Source organism: Halobacteriovorax sp. RZ-2 (assembly GCF_043196685.1).
In the GTDB taxonomy this organism is placed as follows: domain Bacteria; phylum Bdellovibrionota; class Bacteriovoracia; order Bacteriovoracales; family Bacteriovoracaceae; genus Halobacteriovorax_A.
The window spans coordinates 720,134-744,158 of the sequence record NZ_JBEBMR010000002.1 but is presented as its reverse complement, the minus strand read 5'-3'; the positions used below and the strand labels follow the sequence as shown (position 1 = coordinate 744,158).

23 protein-coding genes are annotated in these 24,025 nt (G+C 37.3%); 8 read left to right on the top strand and 15 right to left on the bottom strand.

The window, feature by feature from the left end:
• The first annotated feature begins 23 nt into the window (after positions 1-23).
• Entirely contained in the window at positions 24-755 is a 732-nt protein-coding gene (locus tag ABMA78_RS09690) for a hypothetical protein (RefSeq protein ID WP_392859514.1), read from the top strand.
• Positions 756-879: 124 nt separating this feature from the next.
• On the opposite strand, the gene ABMA78_RS09685 is transcribed toward ABMA78_RS09690, so the two are convergent.
• On the bottom strand, positions 880-1,305 hold the full coding sequence (locus ABMA78_RS09685) for an OsmC family protein (protein ID WP_392859513.1): 426 nt from the start codon (positions 1,303-1,305) through the stop codon (positions 880-882).
• 220 nt (positions 1,306-1,525) lie between these two features.
• On the opposite strand from ABMA78_RS09685, the gene hemN reads away from it, so the two are divergent.
• Together hemN and ABMA78_RS09675 are read left to right on the top strand one after the other, a co-directional pair.
• On the top strand, positions 1,526-2,860 hold the full coding sequence (hemN, locus tag ABMA78_RS09680; RefSeq protein WP_392859510.1) for an oxygen-independent coproporphyrinogen III oxidase: 1,335 nt from the start codon (positions 1,526-1,528) through the stop codon (positions 2,858-2,860).
• A gap of 111 nt (positions 2,861-2,971) precedes the next feature.
• Entirely contained in the window at positions 2,972-3,157 is a 186-nt protein-coding gene (locus tag ABMA78_RS09675) for a hypothetical protein (RefSeq protein WP_021268045.1), read from the top strand.
• 8 nt (positions 3,158-3,165) lie between these two features.
• Here ABMA78_RS09675 and ABMA78_RS09670 read toward each other — a convergent pair whose 3' ends face one another.
• On the bottom strand, positions 3,166-4,128 hold the full coding sequence (locus ABMA78_RS09670) for an alpha/beta hydrolase fold domain-containing protein (protein ID WP_392859507.1): 963 nt from the start codon (positions 4,126-4,128) through the stop codon (positions 3,166-3,168).
• 235 nt (positions 4,129-4,363) lie between these two features.
• Between ABMA78_RS09670 and ABMA78_RS09665 the strand changes: the two genes are divergently transcribed.
• Positions 4,364-4,891, top strand: coding sequence for a hypothetical protein (locus tag ABMA78_RS09665; protein ID WP_392859504.1), 528 nt, complete (start codon positions 4,364-4,366; stop codon positions 4,889-4,891).
• A 100-nt stretch (positions 4,892-4,991) separates the two neighbouring features.
• Here ABMA78_RS09665 and ahpF read toward each other — a convergent pair whose 3' ends face one another.
• The 4 genes from ahpF to ABMA78_RS09645 form a co-directional block, all read right to left on the bottom strand.
• Positions 4,992-6,542, bottom strand: coding sequence for an alkyl hydroperoxide reductase subunit F (gene ahpF / locus ABMA78_RS09660; protein ID WP_392859502.1), 1,551 nt, complete (start codon positions 6,540-6,542; stop codon positions 4,992-4,994).
• A gap of 73 nt (positions 6,543-6,615) precedes the next feature.
• Positions 6,616-7,182 (bottom strand): alkyl hydroperoxide reductase subunit C, encoded by a 567-nt coding sequence (gene ahpC, locus ABMA78_RS09655; protein ID WP_392859499.1) that lies wholly within the window; start codon positions 7,180-7,182, stop codon positions 6,616-6,618.
• Positions 7,183-7,352: 170 nt separating this feature from the next.
• Positions 7,353-7,979 (bottom strand): carbonic anhydrase, encoded by a 627-nt coding sequence (locus ABMA78_RS09650; protein WP_392859497.1) that lies wholly within the window; start codon positions 7,977-7,979, stop codon positions 7,353-7,355.
• A 57-nt stretch (positions 7,980-8,036) separates the two neighbouring features.
• A complete protein-coding gene (locus ABMA78_RS09645) occupies positions 8,037-8,606 on the bottom strand; it encodes a manganese efflux pump MntP family protein (protein WP_392859495.1) in 570 nt (189 codons plus the stop codon).
• 84 nt (positions 8,607-8,690) lie between these two features.
• Here ABMA78_RS09645 and ABMA78_RS09640 point away from each other — a divergent pair, with 84 nt between their 5' ends.
• Positions 8,691-9,677 carry a hypothetical protein gene (locus ABMA78_RS09640; protein WP_392859492.1) on the top strand — a complete coding sequence of 329 codons (987 nt, stop codon included), beginning with the start codon at positions 8,691-8,693 and terminating at the stop codon, positions 9,675-9,677.
• Here ABMA78_RS09640 and ABMA78_RS09635 read toward each other — a convergent pair.
• On the bottom strand, positions 9,674-10,672 hold the full coding sequence (locus tag ABMA78_RS09635; protein WP_392859491.1) for a hypothetical protein: 999 nt from the start codon (positions 10,670-10,672) through the stop codon (positions 9,674-9,676). The two genes, ABMA78_RS09640 and ABMA78_RS09635, sit on opposite strands and share 4 nt — an antisense overlap.
• Positions 10,673-10,845: 173 nt before the next feature.
• Between ABMA78_RS09635 and ABMA78_RS09630 the strand changes: the two genes are divergently transcribed.
• Together ABMA78_RS09630 and ABMA78_RS09625 are read left to right on the top strand one after the other, a co-directional pair.
• Positions 10,846-11,625: a TIGR02147 family protein gene (locus ABMA78_RS09630; RefSeq protein WP_392859489.1), complete on the top strand. Its 780-nt coding sequence runs from the start codon at positions 10,846-10,848 to the stop codon at positions 11,623-11,625.
• 127 nt (positions 11,626-11,752) lie between these two features.
• Positions 11,753-12,256, top strand: coding sequence for a hypothetical protein (locus tag ABMA78_RS09625; protein ID WP_392859486.1), 504 nt, complete (start codon positions 11,753-11,755; stop codon positions 12,254-12,256).
• Positions 12,257-12,279: 23 nt separating this feature from the next.
• Here ABMA78_RS09625 and ABMA78_RS09620 read toward each other — a convergent pair whose 3' ends face one another.
• The 4 genes from ABMA78_RS09620 to ABMA78_RS09605 form a co-directional block, all read right to left on the bottom strand.
• Complete coding sequence (locus ABMA78_RS09620) at positions 12,280-13,689, bottom strand: PQQ-binding-like beta-propeller repeat protein (protein WP_392859483.1); 1,410 nt, start codon at positions 13,687-13,689, stop codon at positions 12,280-12,282.
• Positions 13,643-15,934: a PEP/pyruvate-binding domain-containing protein gene (locus ABMA78_RS09615; RefSeq protein WP_392859481.1), complete on the bottom strand. Its 2,292-nt coding sequence runs from the start codon at positions 15,932-15,934 to the stop codon at positions 13,643-13,645. Before ABMA78_RS09615 ends, ABMA78_RS09620 begins: the two co-directional genes overlap by 47 nt.
• 91 nt (positions 15,935-16,025) lie before the next feature.
• Complete coding sequence (gene mtnP / locus ABMA78_RS09610; RefSeq protein WP_392859479.1) at positions 16,026-16,862, bottom strand: S-methyl-5'-thioadenosine phosphorylase; 837 nt, start codon at positions 16,860-16,862, stop codon at positions 16,026-16,028.
• Positions 16,863-16,867: 5 nt separating this feature from the next.
• Positions 16,868-17,461, bottom strand: coding sequence for a class I SAM-dependent DNA methyltransferase (locus ABMA78_RS09605; protein WP_392859476.1), 594 nt, complete (start codon positions 17,459-17,461; stop codon positions 16,868-16,870).
• Positions 17,462-17,597: 136 nt separating this feature from the next.
• Here ABMA78_RS09605 and ABMA78_RS09600 point away from each other — a divergent pair, with 136 nt between their 5' ends.
• The gene (locus ABMA78_RS09600) at positions 17,598-20,567 is read left to right on the top strand and encodes a hypothetical protein (RefSeq protein ID WP_392859474.1); all 2,970 of its coding nucleotides are present in this window, start codon (positions 17,598-17,600) and stop codon (positions 20,565-20,567) included.
• 1 nt (position 20,568) lies between these two features.
• Here the strand turns inward: ABMA78_RS09600 and ABMA78_RS09595 are convergent, their stop codons facing one another.
• Genes ABMA78_RS09595 through ABMA78_RS09580 form a run of 4 tightly spaced genes read right to left on the bottom strand, consistent with a single transcriptional unit; the run spans position 20,569 to position 24,025 of the window.
• The gene (locus ABMA78_RS09595) at positions 20,569-21,036 is read right to left on the bottom strand and encodes a chalcone isomerase family protein (RefSeq protein ID WP_392859472.1); all 468 of its coding nucleotides are present in this window, start codon (positions 21,034-21,036) and stop codon (positions 20,569-20,571) included.
• A complete protein-coding gene (locus ABMA78_RS09590; RefSeq protein ID WP_392859469.1) occupies positions 21,029-21,721 on the bottom strand; it encodes a fatty acid desaturase in 693 nt (230 codons plus the stop codon). The genes ABMA78_RS09595 and ABMA78_RS09590 overlap by 8 nt, the downstream gene beginning before the upstream one ends.
• Positions 21,722-21,739: 18 nt before the next feature.
• Positions 21,740-22,759, bottom strand: coding sequence for an SAM-dependent methyltransferase (locus ABMA78_RS09585; RefSeq protein ID WP_392859466.1), 1,020 nt, complete (start codon positions 22,757-22,759; stop codon positions 21,740-21,742).
• Positions 22,760-22,768: 9 nt separating this feature from the next.
• Positions 22,769-24,025 carry a class I SAM-dependent methyltransferase gene (locus ABMA78_RS09580; RefSeq protein WP_392859464.1) on the bottom strand — a complete coding sequence of 419 codons (1,257 nt, stop codon included), beginning with the start codon at positions 24,023-24,025 and terminating at the stop codon, positions 22,769-22,771.

Below are 24,025 nucleotides of genomic sequence, written 5' to 3'. Positions count from 1 at the left end.
CCATAATATTTATTTTCTTACTGATGATTGGTGTCTTTTCCTATAATGTTGGAATTACGAGCCAATACAATATGCCCTTTCTGATCTTTATCCCAACGGCATCATACACTCTCTTCTTTTATAAGAGATACGATAACCCACTTCTGTTTAAGATTCTAATCCTTAGCATGAGCTATATTATTATCAACTTAAGGGCCTTTGAGCTTCAATCTCATGCTGGCTCACTAGTCCCATGGATGCTCGTGATCTTTGCCCTGATCTCATATACCGTTTCGTTTCGAGTCGGTTTTGGAGGAATACTTCTAAACTCTATTGCCATAATTTATAACTCGTATATGGGAGATAGCTTTTCAGGAATTCTCGATAAAGAGCTCCAAGTTATTGTTAACCAAGGGATTCCCATTTTTCTTTTTTCTTTAGTGGTCTATTACAAACATGTCGTTGACCGCGAAAAGTCTAAGGAGCTTAAACGATTTCAAAAACGTGATGCCATTTCAAAAATGATTATCACCTTATCTCATGAGATAAATAACCCTCTTACGGTTTCAAAATTGTGCTTAAGTAGATTAAAGAGAAATTATGATAACGATACATTAAATCGTTGTGAAAAGAATCTCGATCGTATCTCCAAGATCACTCACTTTATTAAAGATATCCAGGACTTTAAAGAAGTCGATTACGGAACAAATAGCAAGATGTACGACCTTTACGAGGCCATAAAAAGCCACGAAAGGTCAATCGATGACGTCCTTTAATAACCTCAATTCTCAAGAATCGAAGTCAGATATACTAAATCATAATATGGGGCCAAGAATAGGTCAGTCGATAAATTAGACATTCTACAAGTGGGGTATTCCCCCACTTATAGATGAGGTGTAACTAGGCTACTTTAATTTTAGGATTTAGCGTGAATTTACAATTCATTGAATTTGTAACCAGGCATTTGTGTTGAGTCTCTTCTAATAATTTTAGATAATCCTCAACATTCTCCTTACCATGAACAACAAGATTTGGTTGAATCTCTACCGTTGTAAAAGTGAGCTTTCCATCCTTTCTTTCTAGCTTAGCATCTGCTTTAACATCAAGTGTTTCCCAATCCATTTTTCTTGCTTGGGCCAATGCCTTGAAGCTAAGTAGGTAGCAACTTGAAATACTTGCTGAGAATAGGTCTTCTGGAGACCACTCTCCTTCTGGTCCTTTAAATTCAGGAGGTGCCGTCGCTTCCAAATTCTGTTTTCCTTTAGAAGAAATTTTCATTCTTCCATCATTTCTTTCGCCGTGGGTGTTGGTACTGTAGATACTCATATATACTCCAATGTTCTCGTTATTTTGCTATCTTAAGGGTTTTTGTAGTCCAGCTGCTTTAAAGAAATCCTTATTTTTGTTTAATAACTAAAACAAGGCCATAATCTTTAAAGCTTGAAAGAACACAAAACAGATTCAACTTGCAATTCATGTAAAACCTAAGCTACATCATCTTTTTTTTGCTCCAATTCTTCTAAGATTGCCCTTAGGAGATAAAAAGATGATTAAAGACAGTCTTGTTCAAAAATATAATGTACCAGTACCTCGCTACACTAGCTTTCCAGCTGTTCCCTATTGGACGGGGGCACCATCACAAGAGATGTGGTTTGAGCACCTTAAAGAAGGCCATAGTAAGTCCCAAGGTGTAGAGCTTTATATCCATGTTCCTTTTTGTGAAAAGCTTTGTTACTACTGCGGTTGTCACCGAGTTATTTCAAAAAATAAAAATCGTGGTGTTGAATATGTTGATTTCTTACTAAGAGAGTGGGAACTCTACCGGGAGCAAATGGGAGATATTAAGATCTCATCAATTCACCTTGGAGGTGGAACTCCTAATTTTTTAAACGAAGAGGCCTTTTCAACACTATTAGATAAGCTAAAGGAATCAATTGACTCTAAAGATTTTAAAGGTTCAATTGAAATTGATCCTCGAACTTGTTCAAAGTCACAATTAGACCTTTATAAGAAATTGGGATTCAATCGTCTCTCAATGGGAATTCAAGATTTTGATCCTACAGTTCAAGAAGCAATCGGACGCGTACAGCCTTTCAATAAGGTAAAAGAGCTTGTGGACTACTGTCGAGAAATAGGAATTGATGATATCAATTTTGATTTAATCTATGGGTTGCCTTTTCAAACACTAGAGTCTGTTGAAGAAACAATAGAAAAGGTCATCTCTCTTAAACCACTACAGATTGCTTTCTACAGCTATGCTCACCTTCCATCTAAAATAAAAAATCAGAAGCTGATTCCTGAAGAAGCACTGCCAGAAGGAGCGAAAAAAAGAGCATTATACGAACACGGCAAGAGTTTACTTGAAAAGCATTCATATAAAGAAATTGGCCTCGATCACTTTGCCAAGTCAAATTCACAACTCTACCAAGCAAAACAAGAAGGTAAACTGAGACGAAACTTTATGGGGCACACTCATAAGAGCTCTCCGATTATTATCGGTCTAGGTTGTTCTTCAATTTCATCATCTGCTAAGAGCTTTGTGCAAAATGAAAAGGATGTGAAGGCGTATTATGAATCAATCAGCAATAGGAAACTTGCTATTACTGCTGGTCATATTCACTCTCAAGAAGATATCGCCGTTGAAGAAATCTTACAAAATTTCTTTGCGACAAATAGTGTTTCAAATAAAGCATGGCAGGGCCTAAAGAATGCTTCACTTATTAGTCATAAGATTTGCGAGCTTGAAGAAGATGGCCTTATTACAAGTAGTGATAAGATTATTGTCACAGAAGAAGGCAGGCCATTTATGAGAAATATTGCGAGCATTTTTGATCATCATTTGATGAAGGCAAAGCAAAATAGTGGCTCTCGCTCCCTATAAGAGTATTGTTCGATAGACTCTAGCTATTAGTCGATGCAGTTTGATAATTTGCATATTTTTCCAATCTAATAGATAATTTAAGTCACACAACACACAATATAGGGAGAATACATGAGTCAATTGACGCCACAACAAAAAGAAGAATTACTTGCAGAAATCACACTTCTAGAAGGGCAACTTACTGGAAATATGATGGAAGATATGGATATTCGTGGCAGAATTCACAATATTAAAATGAAACTTGATGGCGTAAAACCACCTGAAAGCTTTATCGACTGCATCGGTTGTGGTTCATAGAGAAATCTTCAACGATCAAATTCACTCTTTAGTAAAAAGATAATCTGATTAATAGCAAATCTAGATTCCCTAAGATGAGGCATCTCTATAAATCCATGCATCATCTTGGGGTATTCAAAGTAGCGATAAGGCCTACTACCTTCTTTCAAACGATTTTTTAATTCCTTCGCATCCGGATGTAAAATATCGTGAGTACCTGTAAAGATATTAATCTCAGGAAGATCATCAAGCTCTCCTCTTAATGGACTTATACGATAATCATCCCCAGGTAAATCATCTGCAAATATTTGTCCTAACTCTCTAATCCCCTTTCGATCTAAAACCATTTCATGCTCATCAAAGTCTTCAATCTCAGGGTTACTCATGGTGATATCAAGCCACGGTGAAAGGAGTATAATTGAAGAAGGAAGTGAATACTTTTCATTTCTCATTTGCTCACAAAGCGCAAGTGCAAGACAACCTCCCGCTGCATCTCCCATGACAACGATATTTTCAGCACCAACTCTTTGCGCTGTCTTCTCAAAAGATTCTCTAATCATCGAAAGAGCATCTAAGACGCTTCCATGAGGAACCAAGGGATAGTCAGGAACAATAATTTCGATATCTATATTTCGCATCAACTGTGTGAGCAAGTGGAATTGGCCAACATTCATATTATAAATAAATGCTCCGCCGTGAATATAGAAAACTGTTTTTGCACACTCCTTACCCATTGGCCTAAATTGGAAGAGGTTGCGATTTTGTATCTGCATACAGTGAATATCAAATTCATGATAGAAAGCACGAGGTATACTCGTTTCATTTGGGATGGGATCTTCTTTCTTCTTTTCAACAATCTTAGAAAAGATCTTTCTAAGTTGTAGAATTCTAAGACTTCCCTTTGAGACAAATGAGCCAAAGCTTTCCTCACCTTTGTAACGAAATTCAGTCTCAATTGGATAGCGATCTTTTTTTAGTGCTTTATTTCCCATAGAGCTAATATCGGAGCTCTTAGAACTGGGCCACAGATAAGAATGGCCAAATTCTTTTTAACCAGTTTTAAGACTCAATGCAACACTATTCACAGAACTCCACAAAACACTAATATTTCAAAAATATTGTCCTTAAACTAAGTAAATTATATCTAGTGTCACAACTTACAAAACACAATGTTTTGTCAATTTTAACCCGCTGTACTATGTAGAGTAGTAACTTAGGAGCTTATCTATGAAAACTTTATCGCTAATTGTTTTATCAATGTTAATTCCTGCTTTTGCTAACGCAAATGCTCCAGAGCTAAAGAGCTACTTTAATGATCTAAGGAATGACTACAAGCTCTTCAAAGACTGTAACCTCTATGACATTTACGACAACCAGGACATTAATGCAGGAGATGATGCCTACAAGTGCTACGAGTTTAAGGTAACAAAGATAACATTTAAGGTTGCTGAGATCTTAGGTGGAGATATTGAGCTTATTAATATCCATGATGACACAAGCTTTGATATGAAGTTCACTTTGGCAAAGGCACTTCGCTCAAAGGATTATATGGGTGGACGCTACACTTCACCAGATGGTGAGTACGGATCATCAACAGGTTTTAAAAATGCATACAAGGTTGGAAACCTCTACCTTTTTCAATACGAATCTGCTGGTGGAGAATGGGATAATATGCACCTAACAACGAAGTACTTTCTACTTAATAAGGACGGCGAGTTACTTGGAAGATATAGCGTAAGTGCTTCAATCGATTAATGAATCTAAAATTTAAAAAGCCCCTCACGCATGAGTAGAAGATGAGGGGCCCCCTAGATTTCTCTAGATTATTTATGTAACGCAGAGAGAGTTGTTGCGTTTACACAAGCATTAAGTCTTCAAAGGCAGTTAGGCCTGCTTTGGCCCCTTCTCCCATTGCTATAATAATCTGCTTATACGGAACAATTGTTACGTCTCCAGCAGCATAAATTCCCTTCTCACTTGTACGGCATTTATCCGACACAATGATCTCGCCAAATTTGTTCTTTTCAACAAGCTCCCCAAGGAAGGCACTATTTGGCACAAGTCCAATTTGAACAAAGACGCCATCTAGGTCGACTTTCTTCATCTCACCAGTTGCACGATCCTCATACTCAAGACCGATAACTTTTTCATCGTCACCGACGACCTTATCTGTTCGTGCATTTTTAACGATTGTTACATTTGGTAGAGACTCAAGCTTCTTAACAAGAACAGAGTCTGCTTTAAGTTCTGGTGCAAACTCAAAGAGTGTCACTGACTTTACGATACCAGCAAGGTCAATGGCCGCTTCAACACCAGAGTTTCCACCACCAACAACACTAATATCTTTACCTTTATAATAAGGGCCATCACAGTGTGGGCAATAAGCAACACCACGACCGATATACTCTTTCTCACCGTCAACACCAAGCTCACGCCATTTTGCTCCTGTTGCAATAATGAGAGCTTTTGTTTGGACAGTTTCCCCACTATTTAAAAATAGAGTCTTAACATCACCGTTTTCAATATTTTCAACACGACGATGCTCGAGTGTTTTAATATCATACTGTGACATATGTTCATTAAGGGCCGCAGATAAGTGTGGGCCTTCTGTATATGGAATCGAGATAAAGTTTTCGATGCCCTTAGTATCTTGCATCTGACCGCCGACGCGATCAGTGATTACAGCTGTCTTAAGCCCTTTACGAGCTGTGTAGATTGCAGATGAGACACCAGCAGGACCTCCTCCAATAACGATAACATCGTATAGACCTAAGTCTTTTGCTTCGCCAGAAGACTGTCTGTCTTCTTTTCCAAAGCGTGCTTCTAGCTTTTCTAGTAAATCAACAAGTGAAGACTTTCCAGAGTGAACTAAGTCATCGCCATCAATCACACTTGGGACTCCCTGAATCTTAAGTCTAGCAATTTCATCTTGATCAAACTCTCCATCAACCATTTCGTGAGTGAAGTCGTCTTTAAAGATGGCCATGAGATTAAGTGCTTGTACGATATCAGGGCAATTCTCACATGAGAGAGAAATATATGTTTTAAGGCCTATCTCACCTTTTAAAGCTTTAATTCGATTAATAATCATCTCATCAGGAAGCTTCCCTTTAAGATCACTATTTAGGATAGCAAGAATTAGTGATGTAAATTCATGTCCACCTGGAATACCAGAAAATTTGATTCCATTCGCCTTGCCATTTACATGAATTTCAAAATGTGGGTAATCGTAATTTTGTCCGCTAGACTTTGCCACAATCTTTGGAGAAGTAGTCGCGATGCTCTCAAGCATCTCAACAAGCTCCTGTTGTTTAGCATGACTTGATTCATTGTAAACAAGCCCAATCTCACTCTCCAGTTGAGCGTAGACAGACTTTAATTGTTCAATGATTCCACTATCTAACATAATTACTCCAATAAAATTCTAGGACAGGCCCAAGCGATAAAGCCTGGGCCCAAAATATCGTTGAGGATAAATCTTAGATTTTTCCTACAAGGTCTAAACCTGGCTTAAGTGTTTCAGCACCTGGCTTCCACTTAGCTGGACATACTTCGTCTGGGTGCTCAGCAATGAATTGCGCAGCTTGAACTTTTCTCATAAGTTCATCAGCATTACGTCCGATTCCATTGTCGTGAATTTCAGCAAGTTTAATTTCACCAGCTGGATTGATTAGGAAAGTTCCTCTATAAGCAAGACCTTCTTCTTCAATATGAACACCAAACGCTCTTGTTAGTTGACCTGTTGGGTCTGCAAGCATAGGGTACTTAATTTTCTTGATTGTATCTGAAGTGTCATGCCAAGCTTTATGTGTGAAGTGAGTATCTGTTGATACAGAGTAAACCTCTACACCCATTTTTTGGAATTCTTCATACTTATCTGCCATGTCACCTAGTTCAGTAGGACATACGAATGTAAAGTCTGCTGGGTAGAAGAAAAGGATTGACCATTTACCTTCTAGATCATTAGCTGTAACTGTTTTGAATTCTTCATTGTGATAAGCTTGCACATTGAAGTCTTGTACTTTTGTGTTGATTAAAGTTTGCACTATTCATCTCCTTTAGAAGTTTTAATAAGTGATATTCTACTTATAAGATTCTTCCATCAGAGGTGATTTTAATCTAATATTTATTATCTAATGCTTGATAGATGTCACCTATGATACCGCGAGGCACCATAGGCTTGTATATGACTGTAATTAATGAAAACTTAATTCATTTAGTCGAGATGATAGATTTCCATGATATTTTCTAGAGTTTTTTCAAAGTCAATCTTGAGATCTTTAAGTTCTCCAGTGTGAACATCAAAAACCCAGCCGTAAACTTTTAGGCCTCTTTCACGGTTTGCTTTTTGTACGGCAGCTGTCTTAATAGCATTAATACATTGCTCTTGAACATTTAACTCAACTAGACGCTCATAGCGCTTGTCTTCGTCTTCAATTGCATTAAGTTCTGTCTTGTGAGTACGATAAACATCGCGAATATTTCTAAGCCATGGGTTTAGAATTCCAAGGTCTTGGCTTTCCATTGCGGCCTTAACACCACCACACCCGTAGTGCCCACAAACGATAATATGATCGACTTTTAAGTGATCAACTGCGTAGTTTAGAACACTCATGACATTTAGGTCGATACTGATAACCATATTGGCGATATTTCTGTGAACGAAGATCTCACCTGGTCCGGCACCCATTACTTCTTCGGCCGTAACACGAGAGTCAGAGCATCCGATATAAAGAAAATTAGGGTTTTGTCCTGCCCCTAATTTGTCGAAGTATTTTTCGTCTTGTTTAAGCTTTGAATCAACCCATTCTTTGTTATTTTCAAAAATCTTTTTGATATCCATATAATTCACCTATGTTATTTTTTGCAAAATCATAAGTGAATAAATTGAATTTGCCAATTATAGGCCTTCGAGTAGGAATTTCACCGCAAGGCTTTGTAAAATAATCGCGGCAATGATGCTAAAAACTGGTCCTAACTTATCAGAAGCGCGTTTAGCAATGCTCATTCCCACTATTGTCGAACAAAACGCCCAAACACCAATCGAAGTAATGTATGGAGCCAGCACTTTACCCGATGCGCCAATTGTCACTCCAACAGCAAATGCGTCAAGGCTTGTGGCAAATGAAACCAGGATCACTTTTAATAAGCTATGAAACTGCTTCGGCCTCTCTTCTTCATCATCATTCTTACCACTAAGCTCTTCATAGCCCTCATAGGCCATGTGAATAGCAACAGCTGTTAAGAGGCCAAACGAAATCCAATGATCAATATAATCAAATTGAGCAATAACTTTCGCGCCGGCAATTGCACCTAAGAAAGCAACCAGTGCTTCTGCTCCCCCCGATGAGAATGCAAACTTCAGAGTATCACTAAATTTATGAGGTCTGGCCCCCATTGCAACAGCAGCAGAAAAAGAGTCGGCACATAGAACTAAACCAATAACTATAACTTCAAAATAATTAATCATAAGACCTTTATAATACGTCGGCCTATTACAGGCAATTATTAAAAAACTATTCGATTTGTTAAATATTTACTATTGTCTCTACAGATGAAAATATTAATAGCACTGCTTATCTCAACATTCTCATTCGCAACAAATTCTTTTGTTGATGAAGTTGATACTTACTTTCAAAGTAATGAATTAACTAAAGTTCGAAATCAATCTGAGTTTCAAATCGATAAGTGTCACACTCAATTAAAGGGCCAAAATACTTTTGGTGAAACGCTACTCTATTTTATAAATGAGCTAGCAACTAAGAAATCTACATTCTTACATATTAGTTCAATCTATAAAATGCCTTCCAAAATGGAAGATCAAGAGCAAGTCGGACTTTTAAGTCATCCGCTATGTCTCGTAACAAAAGAGTCTCTTTCAAAGACGATTAAGAATATGCCAGATGAGATGACGATTGAGTTGGCCAATCGTTTTGCTCGTGAACATAATGAGCTTAGAGAGCAAGAAGATCACGCAGAACTTCAACAACTATGGGGAAAGTTCTTTGGGTGTTTAGCATACACTGAAAGCTTAACAACAGCGGACCTCGCTGCAAGTGAGAAGCTCGCAAAGAAGTATGCTCCAAAAAATTACAAAAGACCTCAAGGGGTAAAATTCTATTACGATAAATGGCAGCCAAAAGTGAGTCGTTTGAATATTGGACTCTATCAATTCACGCCGAATTATGGTGGAAATATAAAACCTTGTGTGGATTCATGGAATCATTATTATTCAAATGAAAGTTGTCAGATAAAGAATAAAAAGAAGGATGCGTTGATTAATGCTTTTGGCTCCACTGCTCAGCATTTCAATGCTTATTGTGGAGTTCATAAAGTCATCGAAGCATTTTCAGTACAATTAAATACTTCGGAAAAAAAATTCACTCATCCGCAAAATCAAGAAGATGGAAAACTTAAGAGCGCAAGTGAAAGATGTGTCACTCCTCACTTCTATGCAGGTTGGTCATACAATCACTTTGGGCCACTACAGAACTCGACAAAGAATAATCTAAAAAAGCTTATGTCTTGTCTCTATAATTAAACACCAGTACAGCTTATAACAAGCTTACCTTTATCAAACTCAATTGACTTACGCCCTTCTACAGCTCCATCAAAAACGATAACTTCAGGAAGAATAGGTTCCACTTCAAACTTAGGCATTACTGAGTTTGCAAAAGGCTTTCCTTCTCTTAATTCAATGCGAAGGTACCCTGTTGAAATGACATAAGAGATCATATAATTAAAATGATTTCCCATCATCAGAGGAACTCCACCAGAGAGAATGCTATGCTTTACACCAGAAGCGGCACCTGAGTGGAGACGGTTTAACTGATCAATATATGAAAAAGAACAAGATACATTATTAAAAGATGATTGCTCTTTTGCATCGACAACGAGAAGAGAGCTTAAGTTATAAGTTCCTTCTTCAAGCCCTAATAGACCTAAGTATTCATGAAAAACGATCTTTAACTTTTCATGATCATTAAGTGACTCCCAACGCTGTTGATTAACATGAATTTCTAAGGTCTCAGGAAAATTCTTTGCAACAAAGCCACGCTCATTACGACAACGGTAATCACCGGCCCTCGAACAAAGTTTATAATTCACAGAGAAGACTGCTGTCTTATCAACAATTAAATCCAATAGATCAAGATTGATATCATCAAAGATACTATGCTTTGAGAAAAGAAGTGCCTGTTGCCCTTCGATTTGATCACGAAGCTTCGCTCCAATTTCAAAGAATTCAGCTGCGATATCATCACCACCATTCCCTTCTCTTCCAAGGCGTAATGCCTGATCAAGAATATTTTCGTCAATATTAAAATCTTCTGGACGATCTTTTAATATCTCTAAAACGTGAATTCTTTCTTCGATATTTTTCTTTAATAGAAAACTCTTATTAATCTTTGTTTCTTGTAAATTAATCTCAGGCCTTGCAACCCTTAGACTTGCACGAATTTGTTTTGCCTTGTCGTTTGCTGAAGCAGAAAGCATCTGAGTTAGAAGAATCGATAAAATAATAAGTTTCATTTTCATAAGCTAAATCATATCGGCCAACTAAGAGATATTAGGCCCTTATGTAAAATATCTCCATGGTGTCCATATCTTAAGCAAACGCCAAGTCACTGATTTCACTGACTTTTATTAGAGATTTTGTGACGATAACTTTATCTGGAACTTCCTTCAAAGATGCCTCATACTTATAGCTAATGGATTATTTAGAATTACTCACAAAAATACTTGAAGAAAAGAAAGCAAAGAATAAACGCTTTTCGATGCGCTCCTTTGCTAATTGCCTCGATATGGACCCAGGTCTTCTTTCTAAATACTTAAATGGTAAACGTGAAATTCCGGATGCCTTCATCGAATCAAGAGCGCAACTTTTAGGAATTACAGATGAAGAGCTTTCCAAGATTAAAAAAGAAGTAAGATCTAAAGAGGTTATAAAGTCGTTTCGCCTCAAAAATCCAAAAGAAGAATATACTCGTGTCGATATGATTCACCAAGAGGTCATAAAGAATTGGCAGTATTACGCTATCCTAGAGCTAATGAAAGTTAAAGGCTTCGATCCAACAGCAAAATGGATTGCGGGAGAGCTCCATACGACTGAAGACTATGCACAAAGCCTAATTGATGACCTTGTTGAAGCAAAGTTGCTAGAAATTCGTGAGGATGGTGATTGGCTCGATCTTACGGAAGGAAGCTCTACTCATGCTCTTAGTGATGAAGATATCAATATGGCCAATAAAGAATCTCAACGTCGTATTCTTGAACTTGCAAAGCTTGCCATTGACGAAGTCACTCCTGAGTTTCGTGAGCAATCATCAATGATGATGGCAACTAATAAGAAGAAAATTGAAGAGGCAAAGGTGCTGATTAGAGACTTCAGGCGTAAGCTTTGTGATTTTCTCGAAGATACAAATGAATATGATTCAATCTATCAATTAAGTCTTTCACTTTTTCCGCTCAGTGGAAAAAAGAAGAAATAACTCCTTAAAATTATTAAAAGCTGTAGTATTTATATGATGACAATCGAGGGTCAACACATTAGCCCCTGCTCATATTGAGCGCAGTCCTCCTTTCGATTACATTGGCAAAAAACAAAAGGAGAACAACATGAAAACTTTAATTTTAATTGCAACATTAATCCTATCGATCCAATCATTTGCTGCCGGAACAATCAAACATGAAACTTGTAATGTTGTGATGGCAAAAGGTCCTTATTACGGAACATTTGCAAATTATGATATGCCAAAAGATTACTTTGATAAATTTAGACAAGCTTTTGAAAGAAAGGGATATAATGTTGTCGATCAAATGAGCATCGGAACTTATCATGATCATCCATATGTTCATCAAAATGCTAATGATCAAAAGGCACTAGCTTTCTTTTATCGTGCTACTTACCAAATCATCTCAGGAGACCTTAGAGGTGAAAATTCAGATGACCACTTATGCCGTATGAATGTGGAGCTTTATAAAAATAATTATAGAGTGATATCTAAGGAAGTAACAACAAGTACAGAAGTAAGCTTATTTAAAAATCAGTACAGAAAATCAATTTGTAATAAAGTATTTAGAAACTTCAAAAAATCGATTCTAAAATGTGAGATCAAATAAGAAAGGGCCTCTAAGGCCCTCTTCTAATTAACTGTATTCTTATAATATTTGATACTACCCTTCATTCCAAAGATTAAATGACCTTGGTCGAGAATCAGTGAATCCGCAAAAACACTTTCATCCCCAAACTCGATGGAATTAATCACTTTCCCCTCATTTAGGCCAAGATAAGAAATCTTTCCCTTGCGATCAGAGAAAATAAGTTTTTCACCGTCATACTTAACTGACGAATAGTTGTAGCCAATTTTCTTCTCACGACTGGCGTACTTCCACTCTATTTTGGAAGTAATGCTATTCCACGCATAGACTCTTCCATCAAAGTCATTAAAGACAATAAGGTCATCAAAAACAATTGGCTTTCCAATGACAGGAGAATCAATATTAATTGAGCTAATTTGTTGTCCTAGTGAATTTAAACAAACAAGCCCACCTAACTCAGACTTAACGTGAAGCTCCCCCTGAATAAAGCAGATATTATCTCTTGTAGCGACTGGTCCATACCAACTAGAAAGAGGAAGCTCTTCTTTCCATAAAAGCTTTCCTGTTTTCACATCAATTTTATAGGCGAATGGCCTTGCCTTACCAATATCCTCTTCCGGTACCCCACTTGCCACGTAAAGCGCCTGGTCTCTTACAAGAACAAAGGCATCCATATGGCCACCTTTGTATTGCCAGATTAGCTCCATTGAATTTGGATCAATTGCATAAAGGCCATCCCCACCTGCTGATTGAAAGAGATAGTCCTTTCCATCAATTTCTTTGAGAACAGGGAAGATTTCAGTGTGTCCTTTAGTTTGAAATGAACCAACAACTTTCTTAGCATTAGGATCAAATTTATAAACCCTCATATGGTGAGAAGCGTGAAGGCCTTCTCCAAAATATAGGAACCCTTTATAGTAGACCGGAGTCGGTGAAAGAAATTTCCCGAAGAAAATCTTATTCTTAATTGCTCCTGAATTTATATCAATGACAAAGAGGTTTCCTTCTTTGGAGCCAACAAATAATTCGTCGCCAACCACAACACCAGAAGCAAAAATACCTTCTTCAACACTTTGTTGCCACAAAAGACCAGCTTGCGCCTCTAGTGGAGCTTTTGAAAAGCTAGTATCTTTATTCACAAACTCCTGCACAAAAAGAGGTACAGGGCCATGCTTTAAGTATTGGTAAGCTTCCATTCCGCCATAAATAAGAACATTAAAGATCATGGCCGAAATCAAAATCTTTGGCTTTAATAAAACTTCTAATAATTTCTTAGGACCTTCGGCCTTAAGCTTTATTCCAAAAAGGCCTGCAATAAAAGTCGCAACGACTGTGATACCAGTACTTAAGAAAGCTAGTGGTAATAAAACAGTTGGTACAATTGAGTAGCTAAAGTCACTACATAAATTATTGCATGAGTTTAATTGATCCAGTATTTCCATCAACGAAAACATCTTCTCCACCTTTGAATTTTAAATGACATTGTTTAATTCCACTTACTGCAGGGATTCCCATCTCTCTGGCGACAATTGCACAGTGAGACAAGACTCCACCACGCTCGACGATGATTCCACTTGCCTTAGTAAAGACAGGTGTCCATCCTGGGTCTGTTGACTGGGCCACAACAATTGCATTTTGAGGCCAATCAATCTCCTTCCAACTTGCGGGGTTGTTTACAACAACAATTTTTCCTCTAACGACTCCAGATGAAAGCCCCTCTCCCATAAGGTCATTTGTACTAGATTCTTCCTCTCCATCAATAACTGCTTTAATCTCCTGGAGAGAAGTAACTGTTGAGAAATTGAAGTTCTTAAACATATGAGCGCGCTCTTTTCTTTCTTTAATTAATTCAAGCATTGAAGATTCAAAACTTAGGATCTCTTCTTTATTTAGAAAGAAGATATCATTTTCATCTTCAAGCTGAAGTCTTCTCGCCTTTTCCAGAGCAAGGAAACGGATATGAGCATAAGGCCTTAGGATGGCCATTTTCCACTTTTCTCTAAGCTCTAATAATTGCTTGAGTATTTTCCATTCTTCTAGAATTAAAGTCTTCTTAAAAGACTTCATTGCCATAATTTCTGTCTCAACATCAATAAATGCATGAGAGTTCTTATCCTGTTCATATTTCTCAACAGGATAATCATAGAATGCATCATCTCCAATCTCAGACCATCTCTTAGCACTTAAATCAAGCTCTCCCGGTCCACGATGGCCATAACGAGCAAGAAAGAGTGATCTCGTATTAGGTTTTGCACAGGCCTTTTTAAAATATAGCCCCATATTATATGTTTCAGAGTTAATCCCAGCGCCAGACCATTTCTTAATCATCTGATCAGCTTCTTGCTCAGTATAAATACTTTTAAGAAGAGAGATTAAGGTTTGAATTGTTGTCTCTGTTAGAGAAATCAAAATATATGGCCACTCTAGAGTACGATTACTAAAGATTGCGATCTCTTTTGAAAGGCGATCATTAATCTCCTCTTCACTCCAGTCTTTATAGATTGTTGGATCATTTGGTCGCTTTGAGATTGTTGTAATCTCAAGTAGTTCTTTTGAGGCCTCGTCGATTACTTCTTGGCGATGAGTATTGATTGAAAGTCCAACCTTGAGCATACGCCACATTGTTTGTGGGGTACGAAATAAAACCTTTGGAGTAATTTTCGAAAAATGAAACTTCAGGTGCGGTCTTGGTATAGGCTCGATTGAATACGGAATTGGACCAAAGTACATCTGACCTAGTTTACTTAGGTTAATATAATTACGGCCAAAGACCTCATCCATAATGGATTCATTTCCATCAAAACCAACATAGCCTAATTTTCGGAGGGCCTTATCAAAGGCTTGATCTCTTTTAAATGACTCAGACCAAATCTGTGTCGTTAGCGTTGTCGGAGAGACAGTCCATTCAGCAAATGTTTGTCCATCCCAAACTGTATCGTCAGAGAAGACACTTGAAAGTCTTTCAAGCTCGTCATGGGCCAACTTCTTAAGATTTGTAATCGATGCCTTGGCAGTAATTGGTCTTGCCTGTAATAGATAAACCTTTCCGGCCTTATCAATTGCCCATTCGATATCAAAATCATCTTGGTACTTATCTTCAACGAGATTAGCAAACGCAACAATCTCTTTTACTTGTTCTTCAGTGATATGCTCACTTTCAAAATTCTCTTCACTTAGAATGATCGGAGTACGCTTTCCAGAAACGAGGTCTTCACCTACTCCATCAATATACTCTAGCATCCAAGTTTCGAACTTACCTCTTGGGTCCTTTGAAAAGTAAACACCTGAATATGAAGGGTCAATCATACGCTGAACAACGACATTCATTGGAACTTCTTTATCTGAACCAAGAAAGTGTTTACGATAGGCCTTAGACGACTCTTTATGAATTGAATTAAAACAATTTTCAATTGCATGCTCTAAGTCTGTATCATTGCTTACATATAAGAAGGTCGAATTTTGACCTGCGAAACTATTTTCTTTTGAGTCTTCACCAGTTGCTGAACTTCTTACAGCGAGAGAATATTCTCCATCGCGTGCAAATTTAAAAATTTCTGCTAACTCGTCTTTCGTCGGTAGTGCATCAAGAATAATTCCATCAGGGACAACAATTCCCATCTGGGCCATCATCGCCAGCATATAGGCCTTGCCACCAACTTCTTTCTTCTCTTCAGGGAGATCCTTAAAATAATACAACATAAATGCCTTCCTCTTCTTGATAAATTTATATCGTTTACGAGACAGTCATTACATGACAATCGTCACCTTTTGTCACATTAAATGCCGAATATCAGGAAATTAGCGTCTTGATTGTATCAATTGACTCTTTTGGCCAATATGATTCCTGTGTCACAATTGCGTTAGTATTAACTCTCTCAAACTTAACTTCGTCGTTAACTAAGCTTGGAATCAAATGAGTTAATAACTCTTTTACATTTGAAACATTCTTATTGATTACATTTGTGATCTCTTCTAGAGAGCAGGCTTCGTCTTTCCAGCAATCGTAATCAGTCACAAGTGCCACTGTTGCATAAGCAATCCCAGCTTCTTTTGCAAGGTAGCTTTCAGGAACATTAGTCATCCCAATAACACTAGCACCAAAGCTGCGATAAAGTTCAGACTCTGCTCGTGATGAATACTGTGGGCCTTCAATGCAAATATAACTTCCACCAAAGTGAAACCTTGTTTCGATTTTATCAGCTACTAATCTAATTCGTTCAATAAGAGCTTTTTCAACTGGCTCCGCCACAGAAACGTGCCCTACGATTCCATTTTCAAAGAAAGATCTCTTACGTAGTCCCTTTGTCCAATCAATAAACTGATCCGGAAGAAAGAAGTCACCAGGCGCAACTTCTTCTTTTAAAGATCCCACTGCAGAAATAGAAATAATATGAGTCACTCCAAGAGACTTTAGAGCAAAAATATTGGCGCGGTAATTGATATCTGAAGGACTAATATGATGGCCCTTCCCGTGGCGAGTAATAAAGAAAAATTCGCTACCATTGATCTTTAAATGATCAATGTTACTACTTGGATCTCCATAAGGAGTCTCTATCTTTAATGAGTCGACTCTCTCCATAAGATCAAGATCGTAAACCCCGCTTCCACCAATTACACCTATTTTCATATTACCTACTTATAAAATACTGCTAAGAATTGATTGTACTCACGCCCATTCTTAGTACGTGAGTTAATTGTTTCTATCTTCACATTAAGATTTGCCTTGTCTGCCCAAGAAGCAATTTCTTCATTAGAGAAACCAAAGTGTTTCACTCCCATTCCCTTTGGATCAGGATGAAAGCTTCCATCTTCAGACTCAAGATCAACGATGGCCATCTTTCCACCCTCATTTAACATGCCAGCAAGCTTCAGCGTCATTTGTTCAGGAGAATCAAGATGATGAAAAGTCATCGAACTTATAATCAAATCAAATTTTTCATTGAGCTCTTGATTTTCTAAATCAGTATTGACCGATTTAATATGATCGTAGTCAGCTGTTTTCTTATTGAAAACTTCAAGCATACCTGTGGATGTATCCACTCCTGTGATACTTTTAGCATCATCGATAAACTCAAGGCCAAAAAGACCTGTTCCACATCCAAAATCAAGAAGATCGACTTTACGAGAAAGATTAAGACGTTCTCTGGTTTTTTCTGCAAGCGTTTGCATTAGGGAAATCTTATCTTCAGAGTCCCAAGTATTGGCCGCATGATTAAAATGTGACATATTTTTTCTCCATAAATGACTAATTTCTAAACGTTATAATATCTAATCAAAAAACATGTTAAAAGTCATATTTTTTCCCCCTATTCTTCTTCAGAAAATACTAAGAAAAAAGCTATAAATGACCGATAATAAAGGTATGAGAACAAGGCTTCTTTTGCTATTTACAGGTATTATTATTGCAATAAATACTTTTGCGCAAAGTGCCTCAGTCATCGAATCCCACCAAGAATATGAAATAGCGGCCTGCCAAGATATAGAATCAAATAACCAAAATGATGAATACTATATTGGTTGTGAAAATGGACGAATCAATTACTTTGAAGATTTCTCAGTTCTGTCAAAGTCAGCAAGTGCTATTGAAAGAAATATTTACGAAGACAATCTTCTAAGTGAGCTAAGAGAATTCACAATAAGAGAACTTAGAAAGAACAAAGCATACTTTGATAAAATAAAAGAATGTCTCATTTCAAATAATCCAAATTGTAACGAGATCAAAGAGTCCATACTTAATACAGTAAGAACAGAATCTCCAAAACTTAGGGCCACAATGTCTATGATGGTCCCTCCCCCAAACTTCCAGAGGATGAAACCAATCCTCTATAGCACATCAATAAAGCATAAGTTTCAGAATAAAGAACTTAAGCCATTAACTAAAGATGAAAGGGTAAAAATTGAAGAGGAAGCAAAGGCAATAAAGTATCACTTTAAACAAGCTTGGTTTGAGGATAACTTTGGCAAAAACAAATGTATCGAAAAGTTATCACCTACTTCTTTTCGCTTTCTTCCTTCTAAAGGACGTTATTCATGTGAGTCATTTCACCAGCGAACACGAGATAAAGCGGTTGCTCTCAACATGGCCAACTACCGTAAAGAACTAAAGAAAGAGTATAATAATAAATTAGCAAGTAATCCGATTCTAGCACATATTGATCTTAGAGGAACCGAGAGCGATAAAGAAATCCTTAGCGAAGTCGCAACAGTCATTTCTAATTTGGCCAAACAAACAAGTCTTTCAATTGATAGACTTTCACATTTAAAAAAAGAAGATGAAGCATCTCTAATTCGAAATGATAATATTTTAAATTCGTTTATTAAAGACAGAGGAGTATCAAGGGTTCTTTGTGATGTCTCTCAGAACCTAAAAGATCAAGAAGAGTTTAATGAGATAAAAACTGACCTCGCCCTAGCAGGGGCAGCACTTATAGGTGGTGGAGTATGCGCCTTCACTGCAGGGATCGGGTGTATAATAGGAGTCGGTGTTGCAGCTGAGACGATTGGAATTAGTATTGCTCAGAACCGATATGAAGAAGCTGCTCTAGCATTCAACTCTGGTCTTACAACAGCTCAAATATATGAGGATCGAAAATTTGAACGAGATTTCACACTCCTGCTTGCTCCACTTTCTGTAACAGGAGAATTTATCGGAAGTGGTGTCAAGTTCACTTCTAAAGCAATACGCTACTCCCCTTCTGGAACAAGTGTTGACTACGATCTAAAGGGGATAAGAAAAAGAGATCAGTATCGTCAATCAACATTCATAAATCCGAACGAAAAAATTGGAAGTAAGGCCGAGTTTATTTCGAAGTATGAAGACTTCGTCCTCACTGGCCCAGAATTAAATAGTCGATGGATTCAAAATGCAAGGGCCACGAATGCATCTCTTTACTTAGATATTGAAAACTCTGCTCTAAAAAGATTAAACGATACAATTGGAGACAAGAGTCTTGTGACATCACTAACAAATGCCCACAAGACAATTATCGCTACGAGAATCAATGAGTTATTAAAGAAGTATCCAAATATAGATATTGAAGTCTATTCAGACTTCAAATCAACGCGCTTTGCCTTTGTTCCAAAAGACATATCAAGTGAAACCAAGGCCCAATTATCAAAAGAGCTCAATAGTGTTTACCAAGAAGCAAATAGCGAATTTGCCGATATGATTAAAACAATGGAGGGAATCCCAACAACTGAAAATATTCGAGGTTGGTTTCAAGCAGGAATTGGAGAGACGGCAGACGAGGCAGGACAGGCATCAAAGAGGAGTCGTTCGGTAGATCGTTCGGGTCAAATTGCAAACTTTCAAAAAGTAAAATTTACGATCGAAGAAGAAGTTAAAAGCATCAAGAAGTATACAGAAAGATTGAATCAGAACCACCCTCTTGCAAAGGTAGGGCTTATTGAGAAAACAAAAGATAAAAAATCTTTTGTGCCTACGCTCGAAGTCTTTGAGGTGGCGAGAAAAGTCTCAGGTCCACCTTCTGCTCAGGGAGAAGCCCTGGCCAATGAATTGAATCGTCGCTTTGGAAGTAAATTATCAATTCAAGATGGGCAAGAATTAATGAGCTATATTAAAAATCTTGACTCCCTAACACCTGGGCTCTGGATTAAAGAGCGTGTTAATGCAAATTTAAACGATGCAAGTTTAGGGGGAATGTCAGGAGATATCACAGGAATGGGAGCAAGAAATATTCGCCAAGTTGCATTTGATATTCTTCATACTGATAAAGACTCACCTTCTGATATCGTCAAGGCCACAAGAGCTGGCGAAGAGAAAGTGACAAAAACCTTTGACCAAATTAAAACGAGATTTAATCAAATTGTAAAAGATGTTTTAGATGAGCGACAAATTGAATACTCTAATGCTTGTAGTGGTGATGACTGTGTCATGATTCCATCAAAGGAATTAACGGCCAAAGATCAGATTGCACTTGTTAGTAAATTCGCATCTCAAGAAAACCCTTCACAGTACAGATTAAGTATTATACCAGCAGGAGTTAAACAGAGTGATCGAACAAACTTGGCCGTCCATGGAGAGCTCGTGGAAAAGCACCTAAGGAAGATTCTGACAGGTGTTGGTGATGGAAAAATCAACCACTCAAAACTTAAGAACTTAACAATCGCGACGAAAATGCCTACACAAATCAAGCAAGGAAAAGTTGACCTTATTATAGGAGTTAAAGAAGAGCTACAATTCACACCTCGTGAGCAAGTACTAATTCAGAAGGCCCTAAAGGAGTCGATTGAAAAAGTGAATAATGAACTAGGAACTGAAGCGGCCGAAAAGAGCAGTAACTATAGTGCTGGGACTATGGCATGGATCTAAGTTACTTTAACAAGTCTCTTTTTAAATCAGAATCAACTGGGTACTCACCAATCCATGGGGCATGGGCCAATCCATAGAGTTTTTTATCATCCTTACGTTCAAGAATGATCTTATCATTCTTTTTTATGACAACTTGATCTCCATTAAGCTTATAGATGGAAATGATATCTCCCTCTTTAACATCGACACTACTTTCAACAAATGCCTTCAATTGATTTTCAATATCATCATAGTGCTTTAAAGATTCCTGCCACCCTTTTTGTGAAAGTTTCTTTTCGATATCTCGAAGATATCTAATCTTAAGTAATTCAACATCATCACTAGAGTTTTTAAAGTAAGAGACTTCATAAACATCCCATATAAAATATGACAAGGTCCCCTTTCCAATCAGGCGCAATTCACTATTTGCAGCGCTAGCGTAGAAAGTAAGAAGTCCTAATAATATAACATTTCTCATTAGTTTAATCATAGTTCACCACCTTGGCCCTTTTTAAAAACTTAAGAGCAATAAAAGTAAAATCAAGCTCAAATTCTTTATCTGCAAAATTCAAGCTAGTCTCATTTGCATGATGATTATTTTGATATAGCTCACCCATCATTAAAAAATCAATTAAGAGAGTATTTTTGGAGTGGTCATCCAGATTATGATTTCGATAGCCATATTTATGGCCACACCAGTTTACAATCGCTCCGTGAATTGGCCCTAAAAAACTGTGAATAGGAACTAATAGAAGATACCAATATGAGTCCGTGAATAATAAATACATGAGCGTATAAAGCACGACAAAGAGCAATCTGACGAATACGGAATCAGCGAAAGCAACAACACTAGGATATTTCTCTTCTTGTGTTTCTACGCTCATGTACTCCCTATAAGTATGAAACATCATAGAGATAATATTTTTACTAACAACTGGAGAATGAGGGTCTCCAATGTCATCTGAATGTTTATGATGATTTAAATGCAATGCTCGATAATGTTGAGGACGCAAGAAACTAGGCCCTTGTGCAATAATAGTAAGAACCAAGAAAAACTTGTCCCAAGCAGGTGTTAGCTTACAAAGTCCATGAGATATATAACGATGTAAGTAAAAGGACTGACAAAATAATGACAAGTACCAATGGATAAATAAAAAGCATATTGCAAAAATCATTTTAATCTCCGTGTTTGACTACTTCTTTTCAAATAAGAAGTGTCCAACAAACCATTCCTCACCCTTGTCATGGCCAAACAACTCGGCACAAGATGCAAAAAATATCTTCCAACGATGAAACCAAATATTGGCCTGGTCTTCACCATAGGTAGCGGCCATAACTTTCATGATTTCAGGACGTTTCTTCTCCATATTTTGAAACCACTGTTCTGAAGTCTCTTGATAATTGGCACCATTAACCTTCCATTTTTCTACTAGTTTGAAACTATCTTGCACCTTCTCAAATAGGTCAAAACTAGGCATTACTCCCCCAGTAAAGAAATATCGCCCCATCCAATTGTCTTCTCCCTGAGTTTCAAAGAAATACGAGGCATCTTTATGGCAAAAGATATGTATAAATAGTTTTCCATTGTCTTTTAACCATGAAGAGACTTTAGAGAATAAAGAATTATAGTTGCGCATATGTTCAAACATTTCGATCGAAACAATTCGATCAAACTTACGGTCAATACTAAACTCATTGATATCGCATGTTTTAATCTCAAGGTTGTTTAAGGAGCGCTCTTTAATGCGATCTTCAATAAACTCTCTTTGCCCATTGGAGTTTGATATGGCAATGATTTTTGAATTTGGAAACTTCTTCGCAAGATAGAGGCTTAGTGAACCCCAACCACAACCTAATTCAAGTATATCCATACCATCTTCAATCTTGGCCCTTTCGCAATACTTTTCAAGCATTGCACTTTCCGCTTCATCAAGAGTCTTAATCCCATCATCAAAAAGAGCACTTGAATACTTTAGGTTAGCTCCTAAAACCAACTTAAAAAACTCCGGTGGAAGTTCATAGTGTTGCTCATTTGCTTTATCGACATCTTCTGCAATGAGAGACTTATTGAATTCTTTGATGATTCCATTCTTATGGAACTCGAGATTTTCATTAATTTCATCCTTACGTTGTTTAATTAATTTTCTTATCCCCATTCTAATTAATGGATCAGGAATAAAACCTCTTTCAGCAGCACTCATTAATATAGACATCATATCCTCCTAAGATCTGTATAACGGTTTTCCAAAGACTAAATGAGAAACACCAATGGCCCTTTCACTAAAGCCTCCAATGCAATACGAAAAATAGAAATTCCAAAGTCGTTTAAATTGTTCGTCTTCACCAAGTTTTGGAATCTTATGTGTTTCGTGATTGAATCGATTCTGCCACTCTTCTAGAGTGCGAACATAGTCCTGAGCGAAGTCGACTTGAGAATATAGGCGCATATCTGAAACTTTCTTAGCGGCACCTAAGACAGCATGAATCGAAGGAATAAAACTTCCAGGAAAAATAAACTTCTTAATAAAGTCTAACTCTTTTACAGCTCGATCATATTCTTGATCATTAATCGAAATTATTTGTAAAAGAGCAAGGCCGTCTTCTTTGAGGACGTCAGAGATTTTCTTAATATACGTATTTAAGAATTTTTCACCAACGGCTTCAATCATCTCAATTGATACGACACGATCAAACTGTCCTTCTAGCAGACGATAGTCTTTCTTCAAAAGAGTAATCTTATCCTCAAGGCCCGCTGCCTTAATTCTTCTGCTAGCTTCTTCATATTGATTTTCTGAAATGGTCGTCGTTGTAACATGACAGTCATAGGCCTGAGCGAGATGGATAGCAAGAGCTCCCCAACCAGTACCGATTTCGAGAATATGATCACCTGCCCTAATATTTAATCGTTCACCGATAAGTTTGAGCTTATATTGTTGGGCCTCTTCTAAAGTAGAGTTTTCATTTGCAAATATTGCACTCGAATACATCATAGAATCATCTAAGAAGTGCTTAAATAATTCATCAGGTAAATCGTAATGGGCCTCAATATTCTTCTTAGAGCCAGTGAGTGTATTTCGACTTTGCCAATACTCTAGGAATCTCGCTGGTTTTAAAAGGTTTACAAATCCAGAGTCCATCTCACTAAGAAGGCCTTTATTGATAGCAAATACTCTCATAACATTACTTAAATTTGGAGTATCCCATTTCTTTAGGATATAAGACTCTGCAGCACCAATGGAGCCCTTGATAAAAATATCTGTAAAGAAGCTCTGGTCATGAATAATCATTTCAGCACTAATGCGTTTAGGGCCACGGCCAAGTGTATGCTTCTTACGGCCAACATAAATCGTTAGCCGAACATTTTCTAACAGGTCCAATTTCTTTAGAATTGCATCACGAAGAGTTCGAAGGAGAACACCTGGTGCATCATCTTTATTTAACAATTGAGACTTTTCAATAGTTTTGATATCTGGTTTCAT